Source organism: Arthrobacter sp. yr096 (genome assembly GCF_900108925.1).
Classification (GTDB): Bacteria; Actinomycetota; Actinomycetes; order Actinomycetales; family Micrococcaceae; genus Arthrobacter.
The window spans coordinates 135,332-154,778 of sequence record NZ_FNYI01000003.1; the positions used below are offsets into that span (position 1 = coordinate 135,332).

Below are 19,447 nucleotides of genomic sequence, written 5' to 3' on the forward strand. Positions count from 1 at the left end.
GAAAGAGTTGTGGTTGGCATCAGAACTTGCCGACTAAACCCTGTCGCGGAGGGCCCGGTCCCTGCTGTACCCAGCGACTACGACGAGAATCAGGATCCCGTAGATAATCGTCTGATCTGAACTGGAAAAGCCCACCCCAATGAGAATGGTCGACAGTACCGTTAGAAGCAACGCGCCGATGAAGGTATGCCAATAGTCTCCCCGGGCGCCAAAGGCAGTGCCTCCGACTATTACTGCCGTCAGGCTCTGGAACAGGTAGGGGTCACCCATTGTGAGATCCGCGCTTCCGCTGAAGCCTGCAAGGAGGGCCCCTACGACGGCGGCGGAAAGGGCACTGAGGGAGAATGCTGACACCCAGATTCTGCGAGTGGGGACGAGGGCTAATTCTGCTGCTCGGATACTCGATCCTGTCGCGTAGAGAGATTTCCCAAACTTTGTGTGCCGCAGAATTAACCCAATGCCTACTGCAAGTAGGCACCAGAGAACCACAGCAGGGGGTATTTTGAGACCAAAGGTTGTGCCGACGGGGGATACAAAATTTGAAAGAAAGGCGGGTGCGGAGCCTGGCTGCTTTCCACCGATCCAAATAAGTGTCGCCCCGGTCACTACTGTTCCAACTCCCAAAGTGACAATAAGTGGCTGGACGCGATATTTGTGGGAAATGTAGCCACTGATTCCGCCGACCACAAGCGACACGAGAACTATGAATGCCGCAATGGCAGGGAAGGGCCAGCCATAGGTGCCGTAAAGTTCGGAAGTTAACATTGCGCTCAGCACAATGAACGCTGGCACTGAAAGATCAAGACCCCCCAAAAGAACGACAAGAGTTTGTCCCAGTGCTGCAAGTCCAAGAAAACTTGCGATTATCAACATGGAGTAGACGCTGTTCAAGCGGGTAAACCCGGGTATAAGCGAAGCACCCAGGATTATCAGCGTCGCGAGCATAACGAGTTGCAGCATCGGCACGCGGCCTTTGCCCCGGGTAAGAATGTCACGGATCCTTCCGGATTTCGCCCGTTGAGTGTCCGTTGATACGGCGTTGGTGGGGGCGCTCATGCCACTTTTCCTTTGGTCTTGTTGGCCGTTGAGGTCCGGACTGTCACGATGATGGCTCCAATGAGCATTGCTCCGTATGTTAGGTTCAGCCAGGGCGTTGGCACGCGCATGGCGGAGAGCAGTATCTGAAAAAGGAAAATGGCCGCTGCCGCCGCGAGGGAACCTCCCATGCCACCCCGGCCGCCGGTCATGGAAGTCCCGCCCAGCACGACGGCGGTGATTGCGATCAGCGTGTACTGCATGCCCACGGTACTGTCGCCCGAGCGTAGGATTCCCGTCAGCGCTATGCCTCCGATTCCCGCGAAGAGCCCGCCTGTCGCGTATGCAACGACCCGCACGGCCTTGACATTTACGCCAGAGGTGAAGGCTGCGGTGTCGCTTCCTCCCACCGAGTAGAGGTTTGTCATCCAAGCCGTCTTGCCCAAGAGCGCCCAAAGCGCAAGAGGAGCAAGAATGAGGACCGCCGCGACGGGGACAGGGCCCCAGGAGCTGCTGACGGCGTCCGTCCAGTTGTCACCGGCCTGCATGGGAGAAGGGGCGAGGCGAATATTGATACCGATGAGGATCAACATGGCACAAAGGGTAGCGATGATGGGCTGATACCTGAGCACTGCGACCAGGACACCGTTAAGCGCCCCTATGCCAAGGCCGAGAACCAGCGCGGCAGTAACTCCCATAACTGGTCCGTCCAGCAACTGGCTTGGCAGCAGTAGAGTAACGATGACTATGTTGACTAGCGACATGACTGGGCCCACGGATATGTCTATGCCGCCGCCGCCCCCGAGTATGGCAGGTGTTGACGCCATGGCAGCCAAGGCAAAGGGTGAGAATGCAGCAATGGTCTGTGGCATGTACTGGGGCGAGAAGGCAGCGGGATTGACGATGAGGTTAGCTGCAAGCAGAGCTATTGTCAGCACCGCGGCAATGGCGTAGGGGCGTTGCCATAACCTCGATATTTTATTGGTCCTTGTCACTGGTAATCCTCATGTCCGAAGAAACTCGAAACCAGTTTCTCTCTGGTGGTCATCTTCCGATCAAGCTCTACGAAGACGTTATTTTCTCTGAAAACCAAAGTGCGATCTGCAATCTCCAGGATTTCATCCACTTCTGTGGAAAGAACAATGAATGACACTCCTTGCTGAGTCATTCGCCTCATGAGAGCGTAAATGTCTCGTTTTGCGCCGAGGTCAACTCCTCTGGTCGGGTCGTTGAGAAGAACTATGTCCGGCTCCGCAGCCAGCCATCGGGCAAGGACAACTTTTTGCTGGTTACCTCCGCTGAGTGTTGTTATGGGGTCTCGGTCGCTGCTCATTTTGATCTTCAGCGTCTCTTTGAAGGCCTTCAATCGTGTTAAGGACCGAGACGGCTTTACTACACCAAACTGCACGTCCTGCGACATAGTTGCTATAGAGAAGTTGTCTCCAATGGATTGATTGGGAAAGATACCCTCCGTCCGGCGGTCGCGAGGAACGTAAACAATGGAAGCCCTCACGGCATCTGCGGGCGAAGTGATCTTTTGGGCCTGATTCTTGGTGTAAGCGACGACGGCGCCGGCCACAGGTTCCAAGGCCCAGAGGGCCCTGAGGAAGTGGTCCTGGCCGTGGCCCTCGAGCCCCGCCAGGGCGACGACTTCGCCCTTCCTCAAATGGAAATTGATGCCTTTTGACTCTGCCGACAGTTTGAGATCCTGCGTCTCCAGCTGGACCTTTTCATCCAGTCCTGGCGTTCGTACCTCAACCGATTCTTCGGGCTGGGCAAATGTTTTTCCGGTCATTGAACTGACAAGGACTTCAGGGGTTGCTTCACCGCGGGTGAAGTGGCCGACTGTTCTGCCCGACCTCAGCACTGTGACCCGGTCGGCAATCGCCATGACTTCGTCCATACGATGAGAAATGAAGATGATGCTGGTGCCTTCGCCGGTTAGCTCGCTGCAGGTCTTGAAAAGACGATCCCTAGTGGCGATATCAAGTGCCGATGTCGACTCGTCGAGAATGAGTATCCTCGGCTTCTTGACGAGTGCGCGGGCAATGCAACACGCCTGCTGATCGGACAAAGACAGGGATTCGGTGTGCTGGTCAAGGTCCAACTGTCGGCCCAAGAGTGCCTTGAGCACCTTGTCTGCAATTTGACGCTTCTCAGCCTTTCGAAGCCTGTTTCTAAACACGCCGTCGTAACCAACCCATATGTTGTCCAATACGGTCTGGTTTTCAATGATGGGTACTTCCTGAAACACTGCGACGATACCTGCGCTTATCCCGTCCACCGGGTTGGAGAAGGGACGCAGCCGTCGGCCGTCCATAGATAGTGTTCCCTCGTCGAGATTTTGAACTCCGGTCAAAATCTTTACGAGCGTGCTTTTCCCCGAGCCGTTTTCGCCCATGACGGCGAGGATTTCGCCGGAAAATAGTTCCATGTCACAAGCTGTGAGGGCGCGGGTATGGCCGTACGACTTGGCTAGCTTCTCAACGCGCAGTACCGGGGTCACCGACGTCGCTGGCGTGTTTTCCTCGCTCACCGGCTGCAAACCCATGCTGCTGTCCCTGTCGGGCCCCGCGAGCATCATTGCGTTCACTTCGCAAAAAACTGGTCAATATAACCCGCTGGCGGAAAGGTGCCAGCCGGCGGTTCGGCGGACTTGCCAGAGGACACTTCCGCGCCGCTGACGGCCCAGTCATCCAGGTTTTTGTCCGTGACAAGAGCCGGCTCAAGCAGGACGGTGTTGACCTTTACGCCGTCTCCATTCAAGACCCGGAGAGCAATATCAGCGATTACACCACCCATGGCCTGGGGGCCCTGCCCGGTTGCAGCCCCCCGATAACCTTCGGGTGCGTTTTTCTGCCAGTAGGCGAGGCTTCCTTCGCTCGCCGCGGCATCGGCCATGGGCGGCATCGGCCGGCCTGCCTGTTCGAAGGCGCTGATGACTCCGTTGCCCATGATGGCTGCGTGGACCACGCCGCCAACGTCAGTCTGATGGGTGCTTAGCCACTTCAGCACTTCCGTCTTTGCGGTTGTGGGGTTGTAGGCGCCCACCACGGAGTCGTCGAGGGTGATTTCGGGGCACAGTCCGATGACCTGCTTGATTCCTTCGAAGGTCTCTGTTTCGATTGAGACGCCTTTGACCCCTCGCACTCCCAGCATGGTTCCCTTGCCTCCCATCAGTTTTGCTACTTCCGCCGCTGGCCGGGCTCCGAGAAGGAACGAATTGGGGGAGATGTTTATGACCTTGTCGGAGGGAACAACTGACTGCATGGTGAGCGAAGGAATTCCTGCTGCGGCTGCCTGCTCACTCAGTGGCACGAAAGGATCAGGTGCCAGCGGCTGATAGAGGATGAGGTCCGGAGCGGCCTGGATGGCCGCCTGGAACTGCTGCAACTGCGTCGGAAGGTTGTTCTCGGCAAATGACACAGTGACTTTCCCAATGAGTGGGTCTTTCTCCAGGGCCTCCTTCACAGTCTTCAGAAGGGTCGCCTGGTACGGCACGGCTTCTGTCGAGTAGACGATGGCAACGTCATATGGCGGAGGCGTGGCCGGCTTCCAGTCGCTCCAGAAACTGGGCTTGAGGGCTCCCGAGAATCCGGTGTAGGCCGCCTTGGCGGCAGCGTCCATCTTTGAAATGAGCCCTTCGGGATCATTCAGCGGCGTTGTCGGGATGCTTCCGCATTGCCCGTCGCCGGCCGTTTCAATCGCTGACGGCGCTTGCCCTACGGGATCCGCGGCTGCGCAGCCGGACAAAATAGCCCCGAGGGTGAGTATTCCTACCAGCGCAGGAGTACCAGCCCTGCGCTTCATGATCGTGGTATTCATCAAATCTCCTTTGATTCGCAAAAAAATTCTGGATGGGTCTGACGTCTTCGGTTGGTTCTCTGACAGCGGGTCGCTCCTGAGACGGCTGAATAGAAGCTGTGAGGGCGACGTTGCGTTCCGTGGCTCTGGTCGGACAGGGTGATGCGTCGACCTACCCATGCTGGTGATGACCAGATCTGCGAGGGTGCCGGTTCACTCGGGTTACTACCCGGGAATGAGGCGGGTTATTCGCCGTGTTTCCATTCGAAAGACACGTCAAAGGTCTGCGGGTCGACGGGTTGTCGTCGTGGAACAGAATTTGGGAGTTCTGGGGTGATATCCCGCTGCCTGTTGGCGAGGATCACGGTCAAATGTTTCTGTATGTTTTCCTGGAGTGCGGCGGTCTCCGCCCTCCAGGAGGTGATAAAAGGCCGATCAGCGCTTGATGACGGGGAGGTAGAGGTGGCTGTCGAACTCTCCGCCTGTGTGGATTGTGTGGTTGCCGGAGTTGTGCAGGGGCGCGAAGACGATTTCGAACCTTCCGCTGTAGCGTTGTACGGGCGTTCCCTTGACAATGACGCGGAGGCTCTCTCCGGGTTCGAAAAGGACGCTGTTAGGCCAGATCTCGATGTCCACCGGCACGGGTTTGCCGTGGACAAGCCAGTCCCGCCGGGCGTGCGAGTGCCAGGGGCGCTCCGGCGTGGACCGCTCCTCATCCAGGGCGCGATGGGAGGCCCGCAGCCAGCCGAAGCCCATCGGCCCGTCGTCGTACATTTGGGAGAACGTGAAGGGTACCCGTTTCCCGTGCTGATCGAGTTTTTCAACTCCAACGAAGAGGTCGGCGTCATTGCTGAGGTCAGTTGAAATCCACAGCCTGAGCTTGGCGTTGCCGGTCATCTCAACTCGCTCGTCGAAACGGATATCGAATGTAGCGGCTCCGCTGTCGTCAGTTGACGCATACGATACGGCGGCGGCCATTTCCGGTCGTTGAGTGTTCAATGTCCCTGCGTCCGCATCCAGCCACAATGTCTCGTACGTGACGTCGGGCAGGGGCCAATCGGTTTCGTCCCGGAAGGTCCACTGGTCCTCGCGGGTGCGCACGCCAATGCGGACCCGCGGCCACTCGCTGACGCCGTTGTCGACGTCTTTGAGGTAGCGGTCGAAGAACTCCTTTTGGCGTTGGACGGACTCGGGCTGGTAAAAGCCCTCCCATTCCTTGTCCCCACGTATCTCGAGGAACTTGTCCGGAGAACTAATGCCTCTCCAAGCCTCGACTGTTCCCCGAAGATGAAGGTTGTTGGGGAATTCGGTCACGGCGTAAGTGGGTACGTCCACGGCTTGCCAGTCCGCGACCCTGCACTGCCAGTACTCATCGAAGGTTGGGTGGTCGCGCATCCCTGCTTCCATGTCCTCGACGCGTTGCTGGCCGGTGCCGGTGAGCTGCATCCAGCCGTGGATGAAAGGGAAAGAAGGGATGCCAGCGTGCAGGAAGGCCTCACGGTAACAGTCGCTGGCAGCATCCCAGGGCAAAATAGCAGCTAGGTGGGGCGGCTTTGTTGCCGCGACAGACCAGGCCGTCATGGCGAAGTACGACACTCCACCCCAGCCCACCTTGCCCGTTGACCAGTCGCACTGGGCGAGCCACTCGACAATGTCATGACCCGCCCAAGCTTCTTCAGGCGTGAAGTAGGTAGCGTCCCCCTCGGAGTACCAGTTGCCCACGCCATCGACGATGGCGATGGCATAGCCCCATTCCGTCCAGGGAACGGGGTCAAACTGTTCCCAGGGCACAAAATCCGAAAGCGTTTCGAACGGGATGCCGGACCCGGCCCAGAGCGTTTCGATGTCGAGGTGGGGGTGCTTACCGAAAGGTGCGTAGCCCACGATCACCGGAACCTGGGTTGCGTTGCGCGGCCGGAAGACATCGGCGTAAACGGTTCCTCTTCGGGTTGGAATGGCCACGTCACGTTCGATAAGCATGTTGCCGTGTTCCTCCCGACGGTAGCCGAAACCCGGGTGAGGCTCGGCGCCGGGCAGAGGCTGGGAGGGCTCCCGGCCCGGGCGGTAGGTGCGCCCGAGACGTGCGTCTGATTGGGCTTGTTCCTCCGCCGAGCAAGCCGGGCCTGTGCGAGCGGTTGTTGCTTCTGTCATGCCAGTACTCCATCCTTGGCAGAGATCTCTGTATTCCACTGCCCCCAATTGCGCTCCGTGGCGAGCGTTCCCGCCTCGACACTGCCGGGCGTCTCCACCGCAGGGCGCGGGAGAGCATCTGGGTCGGTGTAATCCCACACCACTCGCTCTACCACCGTCATGGAGAAACTGCGCCCCGCATCAATAATGCTGCTTTCGAGTTCCCTGCACTTCTGGTCCGATTCCCGGCGCTCCCTGAAACGGCGTGCTGCCTCCCGGTCGGGAAACCAAAGCTCTTCGATTCCGGAGTAGGTCTGCACACCACCCGCTTCAAACAGGGTGCCTTTGAACATCGCTGCGTCCAGGGGCAGCTGAGTGTTTTGCACGTAACGGCGGAGGTCTTCGCCCTCGCCGGCAAGTTCAGCTATACGCGCCGAGTACTCACCGCGGCCCACGCGCTCGAACGTGTCACGATCGATGCCCTCTGCCGGAGCGACGAAATTGACGACTTTCACCCCATGGCCCGGCTTCATTCCGGGACCAAATGAGTGGTCGGAAACTACGGAGGTAAGTTCGATAACGAACTCCTTGTCACCGAACGAGTGCGGCTGCATCCGGCGAGGGTAGTCCTCTCCTCCGAAAATCGCCTCCAAAGCATGAACATCCGGCATCACATGGTTCGCAATGGAATACCAGCCCTTTTCATGCCGCCCATAAGGGAAACAGCTATCCGGTACATCGTCGACGGCACGGTGTTGGGAGTATTTCGTGAAACCCGCCATCACGCTCGGGGTGGTCAGCATGAGGGCGACATGAATTACGCCCCACTCAAAGTCGAACATGTCGCGGTCCGCACCCGGCTTTGGGCGGGAAGCAAGCCAAAAGTTGATCATCATTGATCCTTACCTAGGTGGTCCCAGAGCCCTTCAGGAATTCTGGTCTACCTAAAGCATGTGACACCAGTTACATTTCGTCCATGTCGAAATCGGCCGCGATCATTAACTACGTGTTAATAGTCCCTGTTTGATTACCCGGAGCATGCCGATGTTGCCCTGGAGCAGGAGCTTAGGCGTCTGCTGGCGGGGGCAGCTGGACGCGGTTAGCCCGCATCGAGGGCATCAGGTCCGGTACTGTCTTGGGCAAATTCCGCGCTCACCAGCCTGGCAAAGCGATCCCCCAGCGAGGAGGCGGGGCGCTGCCAGGTGCATACGTTGAATGTCACCGCAGGAATGTCATTCACCGTTGCCCAAAACACCCCGGGGTGTTGAATGGCCTGAGCCACAGGTTCCGGGACGAGGCAGACACCCAATCCGGTGACCACCATCGCCAATGCCTCGTCCAGATTGTGCACGCGAGGTCCGCGCTTAGGTCGGCTGCCGTCGGGACGAGGATCCGCCAAGGCCCAACTGGTGTACCGCTCGTCTGCGGAGGCCGGAACGAGGAACGGCATACTGCTCAGCTGAGTTATGGAAATTTGGTCGTGGTTTGACCGGATGAGATCGCGAGATATGTTTGCGCTGAAGAGGACTGCGCGGGGAGCCGTTGAGAGGGTCCTTGTGGTTACCCCGTCGAACCAGTTGGGGCCCCAGCTGAAGGCGACGTCGATGCTGCCGTCACGCAACGCGCTAAGGATGGTGTCCCGGTCGATATGGCGGAACTCCAAGCGGGCGCCATCCAAACGCTCGGGCACCTCCGTGAAGATGCCGGCCAGCCTGTCCGGTGCTCCCACGTGTACAAAGCCTACGCTGAGTACTTTTTCGAGGCGCTTGTTTGACCAGTACTGAATTCGGTCGACTGCGTCAATAGCCTCTTTGGCCAGGGGCAACAGTTCAGTTCCCTGCACGCTGAGTTCAACGCGCCGGGAAGACCTGACGAAAAGCGGGGCCCCGAGCAGAGACTCCAATCTGTGGACCTGCTGACTCAACGCAGGAGTCGTCATGTGAAGTGACTGCGCCGCACGCGTGAAATGCAGGTGCTCCGCCACTGCGACAAAAGCACGCAGGGCGATGGTGCTTGGTTCAGCCACGGCCACTCCTGAAACGTTAAACTTTTCTTAAGAATAGGAACATTTGAGCTGGCCCGCCAGACCTATAGGCCTGCAGGCCGGCTGCTTTTTCATTTTCGTCTCCGGCCTTTCGTAATGAGCGGCCAATCCGGGCTCGACCGGATCCAGTTTCCGGTGCTGATGGCCTCTGTCGGAAGGGCCCGGAAAGTGTGGGTTTGGGGGCTGGAACCTCCATTCCAAAGCAAGGCGTGGGGAGCATGCCACACTTGGTGGACGGGTAGAGCCACAGTGGAAATTCGGAGCTTGCAGCCATATTCGACCGTACAAGCGTTGGCTTGGGTGTTCGTGCCCGAACTGTTGTCTTTTGCGCGTTGGACGCGCAAGACGGCGAAAACATTCTGCACCGGATGACTCCGGACCGGAGAGAATGCGTGTCTGGAGTCTCTCCCTGCCATGGCCGGTCAGGGTCCTTTCGTGGCAGGCCGGCTGCCGAGGTTGGGTGAGGTCACGGGGTAGGAATTCCTTCAGCGGGCCGGGAATCAGCGCGGATTCTGCTCCGTTCCCGCGAAGACCTCCGCGGAGATCTCGTGCGTTACCGGCACCGGACCTCTAAACTCTTGCTGCGCCAAGGTATCGTCTATTTCGGCGGGCTTTGTCGCGGCAGAGCATGCCTTCGGCGCGTCGCGATCACTTGGCTCCATCCCCAACAACCGGCAATGGATGCATCCGGCGCCTGCTGGATCGGCTCCTCGATCGCCGCAAGCGTCCAGTCATCGCCAACGACGCCATCGCCCGCGAACTCGCCGGATATGTGCTGGTCCCCGGCCACCGGCGCACATCCGATCGCGGCCAGCTCCCTAACATCGTTGCCCTCGGGGACGACCCGCGGCAGAGGTGGCGTCTCTGGAAGGAACAAGTCAATGCCTAACCCGAACTTCATAGCCGTGACGTTCGCCGGCGACAGGCAGCTCGTCCAGTGAGGCACGCCCCATCCGGGTGGGCAGCCAGAGTGCAGGTAAGGCCCGCTGTAGGACGGCGTCACACTATTCCTGGTGGCGGCGGGGCAGTTGCCGTGGCGATTTCCGTCGGCCAGGACGCCCTTCATTCTGCCCCGCCCGGCAGACACTGAACCCGTCTTGGCGAATTTTTTCACCCCCATACAGGGCAGAGCGCTCCAGCACAGTACGCGGCGCATCCATCACCCCTAAAAGGCGGCGGCGAGATGCCGGGAGCGAAGTCCTTCCAGGAAGCCCGAGGTGAGCTCCTTGGTTCTAGCGCCGGCGGCTGTTCCGTACAGATGGAAGTCCGGCCTGATCAGTACGACGTCGACGGGGGACTCGGGTGTGCTGAGGGTGTCCAGCCATTGGTGGTAGGTTCCATCGATGTCATTGATGATCTCCACGCCGTCAGAGACAACACTGTCTGCTTCGAAGCTGGCCAGGCGGATCCCGATGAGCCCGAGGCGCCTCTGGTCTTCCAAGGAGATGCCCGTGAGCATGGAGCTGCGCTTCGTGAGAAGTACGCCTGGGCCGCCCAGTAGGTCATCCAACAGCATGCTCGTCTTGCCGGACCCGGTCACGCGCCCCTGAATGGCGAGTTCTCCACCGTGCGGGCCGGTGTGCAGTCCAAGACCTAGCCCGGGGCGGGGTGGGGCAGGTGCTTTCCGGGTGGTTGCCCATTCAGCGATCATGCGCCCGTCGCGGGCCGCTGCTTCCCCCGGCTCGGTAAGGCAGATGACCTGACCAAGACTTATTGAGAACTTCACGAAGGCGGTGGCGTGCTGGGAACGCTCCGGGCCGTATGTGTCCAGCAAAGAGTCGTCAGCGAGGCCGTCGACGACTGCAGCCAGCTTCCACGCCAGATTCATGGCATCGCGGACGCCAGCTCCCAGCCCCTGACCGGCGAATGGGGGCATGAGGTGGGCTGCGTCGCCGGCAAGGAGAATTCGCCCTCGGCGCCACTCGGTTGCCCAGCATGCCTGGAAGGTGTACACCGAGTGCCGTTCGAGCTTCGCGTTCTCCGCCGTGACGCCGTGAGGGGCCAGTAGTTCCCAGGCCTTCTCCGTGCGGTTGAGTTCTTCCCGGGTTTCCCCCGGGAGGCGCATGAACTCCCAGCGGCGCCGCCCGGGCCCTCCGGGTACCATCGTCGCCGGGCGGGAGGTATCGCACAACTGAGAGGCGACGTGGGGAAAATTGAGGCCAGGTCCGGGCTTGACGTCAACTACGAGCCAGTCGTAGAAGAAACCCTCGTCATGCCATTCAATCCCGGTATGCTGGCGCACCGCACTGTTGGCTCCGTCGGCACCTATAAGCCAGCCGGACACGGCGGTAACGTGTTCCCCGTCGCTGGTCCGGGTCAGTTTGACGCGGACGCTGTCCTTGTCTTGGGATATGTCCCCGGCTTCCCAACCACGGAGGACGGTGACCGTGGGCAGTTCCTTGACCAGCGCGTCCAGACGGTCCTCCAGCGCAGGCTGGTTGAAGAAGTAGGTGTTGTACCAACCGGATTCTCCGCGCCCGCTCCAATCAACCTCGACAAGAGTTTGCCCTTGACCGTTCCGCCAGATGTACATGTCGTCATAGGGCTGGGTTACCTCAGGGATGCTGTCGGGGGCGAGCCCGACGGATTGCAGGATCCGCGCAAAATCCGAGCAATGCGTCACGGCGCGAGGAAGCGGATATCCGGTTTCCTTGCGGTCGACGACCAGCACCCGGTGCCCCCGGCGTCCAAGCTGGAGCGCGAGCAGTTTCCCCACTGGCCCGAAACCGACGATGGTTACGTCTGCACTCTGCAGGTCTGAGCCGCCGATGGTGTTCATTGACATACCTTTCGATCCCACGCCTCCACTTCGAGGCATCACTGCATCCAACGTAAGGAATTCAACGTGATTCGACTCACAGAGTGTCCCGATTCGCGGGACGGTAATTGCCTGAGGCGGCACCCTTGCTGATTTCAGGGCCGCCATGTGGTTCAGCTCACACTCTGGTCCTCCATTAATGCCATGGAATGCCGACGAAGGAGATGCGTCCAGGCGGGGCCCCATTCGCCTCAGCGGCCGCTCCCAACCCCCTCCAGCACGCCTAGGACCAGCTCAGGTTCTTCGCGTTCTTCGCGCGGATCCTACCGCCGCTCTGCGTCGCAGAAAACGGGGCATGGGTGTCCTGTGGCCCTCGTAAAAAGTCCAGAGGAAACACCACAAGTTGGCGGGCCGGACTCAACCGAGTCCGACCCGCTTCTTGCGCTCCAAATGCTCCCTGGCGCCTGGTAGGTCAATGACCGGATTCAGTTCCTTCAGGGCCTCCAGGGCTGCGGGGCCTTTGGCCGCGAAGCGGCTTGTCGGCATAACGACAGCTATGGCCTGCAGTGCGCCGGTTGGGCCGGTCATTGCTGTGGCGAGCGCACAGATGCCCAGATCATGCTCTTCAATGTCTACGGCCACGCCGACACGTTGAACGAGCTGCACTTCGTTCTGAAGCTCCAGCCTGTTAGTGACGGTGGTGTCCGTGAATTGTTCGAGTTCCTGGGGGAGGAGGTCCTCGGCCCGGGCCGGTGGAAGGGCCGCCAGAAGGGCCTTGCCGACGCAGCTGGCGTGAAGTGAGAAGCTCCTGCCGACCTTGGTGACACCCTTGAGGCGCTCAGGGGAGGCTACCTGGTCGACGATGACAACTTCGCGGCCACTGAAGATGGCCAACTCTGCGTTCTCGTTTGTTGCCCTCGCCAAGGCGACAAGCTGTCCGCGGTTGGCGCTTAGCAGGTGAAGATGGCCGGCCATGCCGAATTTCAGCACGCCCGGGCCCAGAGCGTATCCGGGGCGGCCTGGTGTTCGGACAACGTAAAGCTCTTCCTCCAGGTGCTGGATGGTCCGGTGCACGGATGATCGGGGAAGGCCTGTGCGGGCAGCGAGTTCTGACAGGCTAAGACGCCCCCGGCTTTCGGCGAGGGCGTCCAGGACCAGACTGACACGGGAAAGGGTCGTCACGGCTTCATCACCGGAACATCATTGCCTCTTAGGATCCGGCGGTCCAAATGCGGCTTACGGTCAAGTGCCGAACAGACCAATCCCCGCTGTTCACCAAGAGCTCGTATTGTCCAAGGGTGTGCACAATTGGTGTACCGCCCGTAAGTAGCCATCGCAGGTAATGGGCAGAGGCACGCCACTGGCCCTCCTCAGGTCCGGGGTTGACGGTCAGGTTGCTCACGTCGTGCCGGTGCCCCTCGGGGCTGCTCCACAACCGTGTGAACAGTTCACGCGCTCCTTCCGCATTCGTGGAAGTGGCAGTGGGAAACTGGACGTGGCTGTTTCCCAACATGACCACCGCAGCGTCTACGTCCTTGCGGTCTGCGATGGCGACGTACGTGTGCAGGAGATTTGCGATTTGGTGTCTGGCTTCGGCGCCTTGAATGCTCATCGGGCTACCTCCGAATGTGCTGCCTGCCATTGACGGACCCAGGACCGGCCATAGTCGTTGCCGTGTGGGGTCCGCAGAACAGTGTGGACATGGAATTGCTTGGGCGTGCGGTAGTCGAGAAACACTCCGCAGTGATGGTCAAGTTCGGCAATGACAACTGGGGACTGGATCCGGTAGTAGAAGACATCGCCGGGCTTGTGCCCGCCGATCCAGGAGAACCAGGTTTCGTTCAGGTGTTCTTTGACCTCGCGCATCCGTGCCGCACGGGGGCCTTCAGGTAAGGGGAGGACGAATTTTTCGACGATTAAAAGGATGATTTGTTGTGCTTCGGCGGGCATGTCCGCCACCCGGATCCCTTCAAAGGGGATGACCCGGTTGTCCTGGAACGCGCCGGCCAGGTGCCTTTCGTCACCGGGATGAACCCGTCCCTCCGGCATGGCCGGGTCGACCATCTGCTGGTAGACCGTCGCGGCGGCCAGTTGGTCGGCCTGCAGCGCTGCCATGAGGTTGGTGCCAAGCTGGATCCGGTCTTCGAAAGCGGCAGTGCCGGCGTGGGGGCCTTCGTCGATCTCGTTTGGCTCTGCTCCGAAGAAGACCGGGCTGAGGGACATGCGTCCATCAATGACAAGGCAGTTCACTGCGCAATGGTGCCCGTATAGCTGCCAGCCCCACGGTGCGCTGTGGTGGGGTGTCCCGTACAAGGCGAAGTTGTAGCTGAACTCGTTTAGGACACTTTGGAGTCCCACGACTTCTCCCAGGAAACCGTTGATCAGCATCATGCCGTGTGCGAGCTCATAGCCTTCCGGGCTTAGGGATGCCTTTACAAGCGCTAAAGCTATTTCACGGACGTCCCGGGGCTGGAACTCGAGCCTGAGGCCCGTATCGAACTGCATGAATTCGGGGTTGGCCCAGGTTTGCCACTCCACGGCATCCACCGGGTAGGTGAGCTTGTCCCGGTCCTCAGCCGAAACCGCAGCCAGCAGGGCCTCCGCTGCCTCGACCATGGCGATAACGGGAGCCTCCTCACCGGGCAGTGCCGGTACAAACGGGTAGAGGCCCTCCCGCAAAGTGCCGTCCTCGGTGACTCCACGGAATTCATTCAAATAAAGAGGTGTCCAGCCCTCAACCAGTTCACCGGTGAAGGTTCCGGCCTTGCGGGCCTCCTGGCGGTAGGCGTAGGCATCAAGGCCCTTCACGTCTTCAATGCGGGGATGTCCTTTCGGGAAAAGGAACTGGCGGAATTCTGCTGTGCTCAAGGGCGCACTCCTTCGTGCTCGTATAACCGGGTCAGTGGTTGTGGTCGGCGACCGCTTGCCGGACAGCCGCGAGTTCGCCGCTGGCGATCGCTTCCACAAGTTCGGCATGAACCCTCAGGCGGTCAGCTCTGTAGGCAGCTGCTGCGGCTTCGTCCTCATCGAAGCGTGATGAAGCCGACGACGATAAATGCCCGAGCGTTCCGATGTATACTGCCCGGGCCATTGCGTTCGGGCAGATAGTGGCGATCCTTTCGTGCAGCGCCCAGTTCGCCCGCATGAACTCGTCCCAGTCCGTCGAGGATTCCATATTGCCCACGAGAAGGCGCAGCTCGGCGAGGTCCGCGTCGGTACGGCATCGGGCAGCCCCGACGTCGATGAGCTCTTCGAGGTGGTCCCGCAGTTCAATGGCATCCATCACGGCAGATGGCTGTTCCCCGACCGTCAGGAGCGTGCGGCGCAATCGGACAACGGGGCTCGTTTCGGCCACGAATAGACCCCCGGTACGGCCCGGGCGGATCTCCAGCACTCCGCGCTCCCGCAGAAGCCGGACCGCTTCGCTGACCGTCGCCCGGGCATAGCCGGTTTCTTCACGCAACGACGGCAGGGTCCCCACAAGGGCCCCTGGCTCAAGACCCTGGGCGCGGACTCTCTCCTCCAACGCGGCAGCAAGATGTTCAGCCCGTGAACGCGGTGCGGCCAGTTTCAATCCTGAAGCTGCGGCGTTCTGAGGTGTCCCGGAATCCTGAACGGCGGGCTGTACGGCGCTGGAGTTCTGTGTCATGCTCCTATTGAAGCACAAAAGGTGCGAATGTTTTAGCTCTTTTCGCCATTGGCTGTCGGAGCACGAAGGGAATACTTATGAAAATCGTCGGTGTCCGCCGCAATGCTGGTCCGGTGGAAGTCGCTGCGCTTTCCCGGGACGGGCAGTCCGTCTCCGTCTTGGCCGGGCTGGAGCAGTTCTGGGCCGCACCTGCCCATCACCTCGCATCAGAAGCATTTGGGGAGGCCCTATCGGCAAGTTCAGTGGAGTTCGTCCCGCCGGTTCTGCCAGGAGCCCGGGTGATCTGTATAGGCCTGAACTACCTCAAGCACGTCGCTGAGGGCTCCTTTAAGGACCAGGAACTTCCCGAACACCCGACCTTGTTCGCACGGTGGACGCAGTCCCTCACCGTGGACGGTGCCGCAGTTCCGGTTCCGTCCGGGGAGGATGGTCTGGACTGGGAAGGCGAGATCGTTGCCTGGGTCGGTGGGACGCTCGTGGACGCTTCCCCGGAAGAAGCGTTGAACGCTGTTATCGGCTATTCGGTCTTCAACGATCTCACGGCCCGCCGGGCCCAGAAACTCACTTCACAGTGGATCCTGGGGAAAAACGCTGACCTTTCCGGTCCGGTTGGACCCATGGTCCTAGCCGGCGAGGTCGGTGACCTGCGCGACGGTCTGCGGATCCAAACCCGTGTCAACGGCGAGACGGTGCAGGACGCGAATACTACTGAGATGGTCTACACCGTAGGTGAAACTCTGGCGCACATTTCCAAGACCTTCACCCTTCGCCCCGGGGACCTGCTCGCCACCGGAACGCCCTCCGGTGTTGGCTACGCACGCACCCCCCAATGGCTCCTCCAGCCCGGGGACATCGTCGAAGTCGAGGTCGAGAAAATGGGCACGTTGCGTAACTCCATAGTTGGCAACGAAGCCCGCCACGCCGCCACCCGCGAGGTCCAGGGAGTACTGCAGTGAGGGTCCGGCTCATCCTGCCGTCTGTCACAGTCCCTGCGTCAGGCCGGGCCTCTAGCCTGCGCATCGGCAAAGGTGCCGCGGAATGAACAGAACTGACAACCCACTAAACCCTCTGTCCGGCCACACGGTTATCGATCTGAGCCGGGCCCTGGCCGGACCGCACGCCGGCATGATGCTGGCCGATCTGGGCGCCCGGGTCATCAAGGTGGAGAACCCGGGTACCGGAGACGACACCCGGGGCTGGAGCCCGCCGTTTGTGGGCCCCGAGGATGACTTGCAGTCCACCTACTTTATGTCCTGCAACCGCAACAAGGAGTCCATCAGTCTGGACCTCAAGAGCGGGGAGGGCAAGGCTGTGCTCCGGGGCTGCTGGAACGCGCCGACGTTGTCATCGAAAACTTCCGCCCAGGTGTCATGGGCCGGCTGGGGTTCTCCCCGGCAGCCATGCATGCGCTTAATCCGCGCTTGGTGATCCTCTCCATCACCGGCTTCGGCCACGACGGGCCGGAATCGCAACGCAGCGGCTACGACCAGATTCTCCAGGGCGAGGCCGGCCTGATGTCCCTCACCGGTCCCGGGCCGGACGACCCGCAGCGCGTCGGCGTCCCCATCGCCGACCTGCTGGCCGGGATGAACGGGGCCATCGGGGTCCTGGCAGCGCTGGTGGAACGGGACCGGACCGGCCAGGGCAAGGTGGTGCGCACCTCGCTGCTGGCGTCACTGATCGGTGTCCATGCGTTCCAAGGCACCCGCACCACCGTGGCGGGCGAAGTGCCACAGGCCCAGGGCAACCACCACCCGTCCATCGCGCCCTACGGCCTCTTCGCCTGCAAGGACGGCAGCGTCCAGATCAGTGTGGGCAGCGAAAAGTTGTGGGCCTCCTTCGCGGATGCATTCGGCCTGGAGCTCGCAGCGCCCGGCTTTGCCAGCAACGCCGAAAGGGTGCGGAATCGGGCCGGGGTGATCGCCGCCGTCGAACGCGTCTTTTCCGGCTACGGCGCCACGGAACTCCTCCAAAAGCTTAACGACGCCGGGATCCCGGCCGGGAAGGTCCGCTCGCTGGACGAGGCGTACGCCTGGGAGCAGGTTGCCTCCCAGGGCCTTATGGTGGACGTTGTTCACCCGTTGCTGGGCAAGGTCAGCCTGCCCGGCCCGCCGCTGAGGTTCTTCGCACCCGGAGACGCTGCCTAAACCACCCTGACCGCACACGACGCGCCACCGCTGCTCAATGAAGACGGGTCAGCGATCCGGCAATGGCTGGGCCTCGTTCCCGAAGATACGGCTGCCGCCGCGGCGTCGGAGGCGAATTAGCATGGCAACAACAGAAAAAATGCGCCACCTGACTGCCGCCGAACTGCTGGACGCAGTCGTGGACGAGGGCTCCTTCTTCTCTTGGGACACTGAGCCGGAGCAACCCGTGGTATCCGCAGAGTATGCCCGCGACCTGGCCCGGGCGCGTGAGCGCAGCGGCGTCGACGAGTCTGTGATCACCGGCGCGGGCCTCATCCGTGGCCGACAAGTGGCGTTGGTTGTCAGTGAATTCTCCTTCCTGGCCGGTTCAATCGGCCATGCGGCGGCGCAGAGGATTGTTGCCGCCGTGGAGCGCGCCACCGCGGAGGGGTTGCCTCTGCTGGCCGGCCCCGCCTCAGGGGGAACGCGGATGCAGGAAGGGACGCTCGCGTTCCTCTCTTTGGTGAAGATCACCGGCGCAGTCCGCGCGCACCGGAAGGCAGGGCTTCCGTACCTTGTCTATCTCCGTCACCCCACCACAAGGGGCGTCATGGCATCCTGGGGATCCCTGGGGCACATCAACGATGCCGAACCAGGCGCTCTATTGGGATTTCTTGGCCCCCGCGTGTACGAAGCGCTCCACTCCGTACCGTTCCCGCAGAACGTGCAGGTTACAGAGAACCTGTTCAACAAGGGGCTGATCGATGGCGTGGTGAACACCGCCTCCCTGGCTGACCTGGTGGACCGGGCACTGCGCATCCTCATGCCCCACCGGTACCCCGTCCCATCGCTGGCCGCTCCCTCCACCCTGACCGTCAGCCCCGCCGAGGTAGACGCTTGGACCTCCATCGGAATCACCCGCCAGCCGCGGCGGCCCGATCTCCGACAGCTCCTCAAATACGGCGCCACCGACGCGCTGCCCCTAAGTGGAACCGGGCAAGGGGAGAAGGGCCCCGGTCTGCTGCTGGCCTTGGCCCGGTTCGGCACCCAGTCCTGCATAGTCCTGGGTCACTCGCGCCCTCTGAGGAAGGACGCACCCGGCATGGGCCCAGGCTCCCTCCGGGAGGCGCGGCGCGGCATGAAGCTCGCCGAGGAACTGCGCCTGCCACTTCTCACGGTCATCGACCCCGCCGGCGCCGCACTGTCCCAGGAGGCCGAGGAGGGCGGATTGGCCGGCGAGATCGCGCGGTCGCTGTATGACCTGATCGGACTGGAATCACCGTCCGTCTCGGTCCTGCTGGGACAGGGCACTGGGGGAGGGGCGTTAGCGCTGCTGCCTGCGGACCGCACAATAGCGGCGCAGCACAGCTGGCTCTCGCCGCTCCCGCCCGAAGGAGCCAGCGCAATCGTACATCGCACCACAGCTTTCGCTCCTAACATGGCGGAGGTACAGGGCGTGAACGTGGCATCCCTCTACGCCAGCGGCCTGGTGGACCACATCGTGGACGAACGCGACGACGCTGCACTGGAACCCCGTGAATTCTGCACACGGATGGCGCATGCGATCGAATACGAGCTCGCGTCCGTGGCTGGCGATCCCCATCTCGAAACTGGTGGCAGCCCGCGGACGGAAATACAGTAACCTGGGTGTTTTCTGACTGGCATTGGGGCCGCCTTGGCTGCGTCATGAGCCGCCGACGGACGCTGGCGCGCAGCTGAGGATGGGGCATAATCGGTGTTCGCCGACCCCCGCCGCACCAGCACGGCCTCCGGGTTCTCACACGTTAACGAGAAAAGACACCCGTTGCTTGTTCTGTGTGGGGAGTACCCGGGCGCGGGTGTAGCAGGGCCTGGCAACGGGCGCCCGTCACACCGAGCAACTCGCTAACAAAACAGATTCG

General features: G+C 61.1%; 14 protein-coding genes and 2 pseudogenes. 4 read left to right on the forward strand and 12 right to left on the reverse strand.

The annotated features are described in order from the left end of the window. Nucleotides 1–33 precede the first annotated feature (33 nt). From BMY91_RS08640 to BMY91_RS08670, 7 genes are all read right to left on the reverse strand, one after another. On the reverse strand, nucleotides 34–1,056 hold the full coding sequence (locus tag BMY91_RS08640; RefSeq protein WP_090820935.1) for an ABC transporter permease: 1,023 nt from the start codon (nucleotides 1,054–1,056) through the stop codon (nucleotides 34–36). Beyond that, nucleotides 1,053–2,030, reverse strand: a complete 978-nt coding sequence (locus BMY91_RS08645; protein ID WP_090820936.1) for an ABC transporter permease — start codon at nucleotides 2,028–2,030, stop codon at nucleotides 1,053–1,055. Before BMY91_RS08645 ends, BMY91_RS08640 begins: the two co-directional genes overlap by 4 nt. Beyond that, on the reverse strand, nucleotides 2,027–3,619 hold the full coding sequence (locus BMY91_RS08650; protein ID WP_090820938.1) for a sugar ABC transporter ATP-binding protein: 1,593 nt from the start codon (nucleotides 3,617–3,619) through the stop codon (nucleotides 2,027–2,029). Before BMY91_RS08650 ends, BMY91_RS08645 begins: the two co-directional genes overlap by 4 nt. A 5-nt stretch (nucleotides 3,620–3,624) precedes the next feature. Further along, complete coding sequence (locus BMY91_RS08655) at nucleotides 3,625–4,860, reverse strand: substrate-binding domain-containing protein (RefSeq protein WP_177179878.1); 1,236 nt, start codon at nucleotides 4,858–4,860, stop codon at nucleotides 3,625–3,627. 414 nt (nucleotides 4,861–5,274) lie between these two features. Further along, entirely contained in the window at nucleotides 5,275–6,990 is a 1,716-nt protein-coding gene (locus BMY91_RS08660; RefSeq protein ID WP_090820943.1) for a CocE/NonD family hydrolase, read from the reverse strand. Further along, nucleotides 6,987–7,865, reverse strand: coding sequence for an EthD domain-containing protein (locus BMY91_RS08665; protein ID WP_090820945.1), 879 nt, complete (start codon nucleotides 7,863–7,865; stop codon nucleotides 6,987–6,989). The genes BMY91_RS08660 and BMY91_RS08665 overlap by 4 nt, the downstream gene beginning before the upstream one ends. A 203-nt stretch (nucleotides 7,866–8,068) precedes the next feature. Next, entirely contained in the window at nucleotides 8,069–8,995 is a 927-nt protein-coding gene (locus BMY91_RS08670) for a LysR family transcriptional regulator (RefSeq protein ID WP_177179879.1), read from the reverse strand. A gap of 646 nt (nucleotides 8,996–9,641) precedes the next feature. Between BMY91_RS08670 and BMY91_RS08675 the strand changes: the two genes are divergently transcribed. Then, the gene (locus BMY91_RS08675; protein ID WP_143054054.1) at nucleotides 9,642–9,902 is read left to right on the forward strand and encodes a hypothetical protein; all 261 of its coding nucleotides are present in this window, start codon (nucleotides 9,642–9,644) and stop codon (nucleotides 9,900–9,902) included. 276 nt (nucleotides 9,903–10,178) lie between these two features. Here BMY91_RS08675 and BMY91_RS08680 read toward each other — a convergent pair whose 3' ends face one another. The 5 genes from BMY91_RS08680 to BMY91_RS08700 form a co-directional block, all read right to left on the reverse strand. Continuing rightward, nucleotides 10,179–11,792 (reverse strand): bifunctional 3-(3-hydroxy-phenyl)propionate/3-hydroxycinnamic acid hydroxylase MhpA, encoded by a 1,614-nt coding sequence (locus tag BMY91_RS08680; protein WP_090820951.1) that lies wholly within the window; start codon nucleotides 11,790–11,792, stop codon nucleotides 10,179–10,181. 396 nt (nucleotides 11,793–12,188) lie between these two features. Further along, a complete protein-coding gene (locus tag BMY91_RS08685; RefSeq protein WP_090820953.1) occupies nucleotides 12,189–12,953 on the reverse strand; it encodes an IclR family transcriptional regulator in 765 nt (254 codons plus the stop codon). 28 nt (nucleotides 12,954–12,981) lie between these two features. After that, nucleotides 12,982–13,383 (reverse strand): nuclear transport factor 2 family protein, encoded by a 402-nt coding sequence (locus BMY91_RS08690; RefSeq protein WP_090820955.1) that lies wholly within the window; start codon nucleotides 13,381–13,383, stop codon nucleotides 12,982–12,984. Continuing rightward, nucleotides 13,380–14,639 (reverse strand): DUF3500 domain-containing protein, encoded by a 1,260-nt coding sequence (locus BMY91_RS08695; protein ID WP_218143832.1) that lies wholly within the window; start codon nucleotides 14,637–14,639, stop codon nucleotides 13,380–13,382. Before BMY91_RS08695 ends, BMY91_RS08690 begins: the two co-directional genes overlap by 4 nt. Before the next feature lie 31 nt (nucleotides 14,640–14,670). After that, entirely contained in the window at nucleotides 14,671–15,420 is a 750-nt protein-coding gene (locus BMY91_RS08700; RefSeq protein ID WP_090820959.1) for a FadR/GntR family transcriptional regulator, read from the reverse strand. A gap of 77 nt (nucleotides 15,421–15,497) precedes the next feature. On the opposite strand from BMY91_RS08700, the gene BMY91_RS08705 reads away from it, so the two are divergent. The 3 genes and pseudogenes from BMY91_RS08705 to BMY91_RS08715 all read left to right on the forward strand — a co-directional run bounded on the left by BMY91_RS08705 (nucleotide 15,498) and on the right by BMY91_RS08715 (nucleotide 19,204). Beyond that, nucleotides 15,498–16,376, forward strand: coding sequence for a fumarylacetoacetate hydrolase family protein (locus tag BMY91_RS08705; RefSeq protein ID WP_090820961.1), 879 nt, complete (start codon nucleotides 15,498–15,500; stop codon nucleotides 16,374–16,376). A 172-nt stretch (nucleotides 16,377–16,548) separates the two neighbouring features. After that, a pseudogene (locus BMY91_RS08710) lies at nucleotides 16,549–17,567 on the forward strand (CaiB/BaiF CoA transferase family protein). Nucleotides 17,568–17,688: 121 nt separating this feature from the next. After that, a pseudogene (locus BMY91_RS08715) lies at nucleotides 17,689–19,204 on the forward strand (carboxyl transferase domain-containing protein). Nucleotides 19,205–19,447 lie beyond the last annotated feature (243 nt).

Bases quoted from the DNA above. Each gene is read 5' to 3' on its own strand.
- BMY91_RS08675 (WP_143054054.1), top strand. From the start codon at position 9,642: ATGCCTTCGGCGCGTCGCGATCACTTGGCTCCATCCCCAACAACCGGC.
- BMY91_RS08700 (WP_090820959.1), bottom strand. From the start codon at position 15,420: ATGACACAGAACTCCAGCGCCGTACAGCCCGCCGTTCAGGATTCCGGG.
- BMY91_RS08650 (WP_090820938.1), bottom strand. From the start codon at position 3,619: ATGATGCTCGCGGGGCCCGACAGGGACAGCAGCATGGGTTTGCAGCCG.
- BMY91_RS08665 (WP_090820945.1), bottom strand. From the start codon at position 7,865: ATGATGATCAACTTTTGGCTTGCTTCCCGCCCAAAGCCGGGTGCGGAC.
- BMY91_RS08690 (WP_090820955.1), bottom strand. From the start codon at position 13,383: ATGAGCATTCAAGGCGCCGAAGCCAGACACCAAATCGCAAATCTCCTG.
- BMY91_RS08640 (WP_090820935.1), bottom strand. From the start codon at position 1,056: ATGAGCGCCCCCACCAACGCCGTATCAACGGACACTCAACGGGCGAAA.
- BMY91_RS08705 (WP_090820961.1), top strand. From the start codon at position 15,498: ATGAAAATCGTCGGTGTCCGCCGCAATGCTGGTCCGGTGGAAGTCGCT.
- BMY91_RS08660 (WP_090820943.1), bottom strand. From the start codon at position 6,990: ATGACAGAAGCAACAACCGCTCGCACAGGCCCGGCTTGCTCGGCGGAG.
- BMY91_RS08655 (WP_177179878.1), bottom strand. From the start codon at position 4,860: ATGAATACCACGATCATGAAGCGCAGGGCTGGTACTCCTGCGCTGGTA.
- BMY91_RS08680 (WP_090820951.1), bottom strand. From the start codon at position 11,792: ATGAACACCATCGGCGGCTCAGACCTGCAGAGTGCAGACGTAACCATC.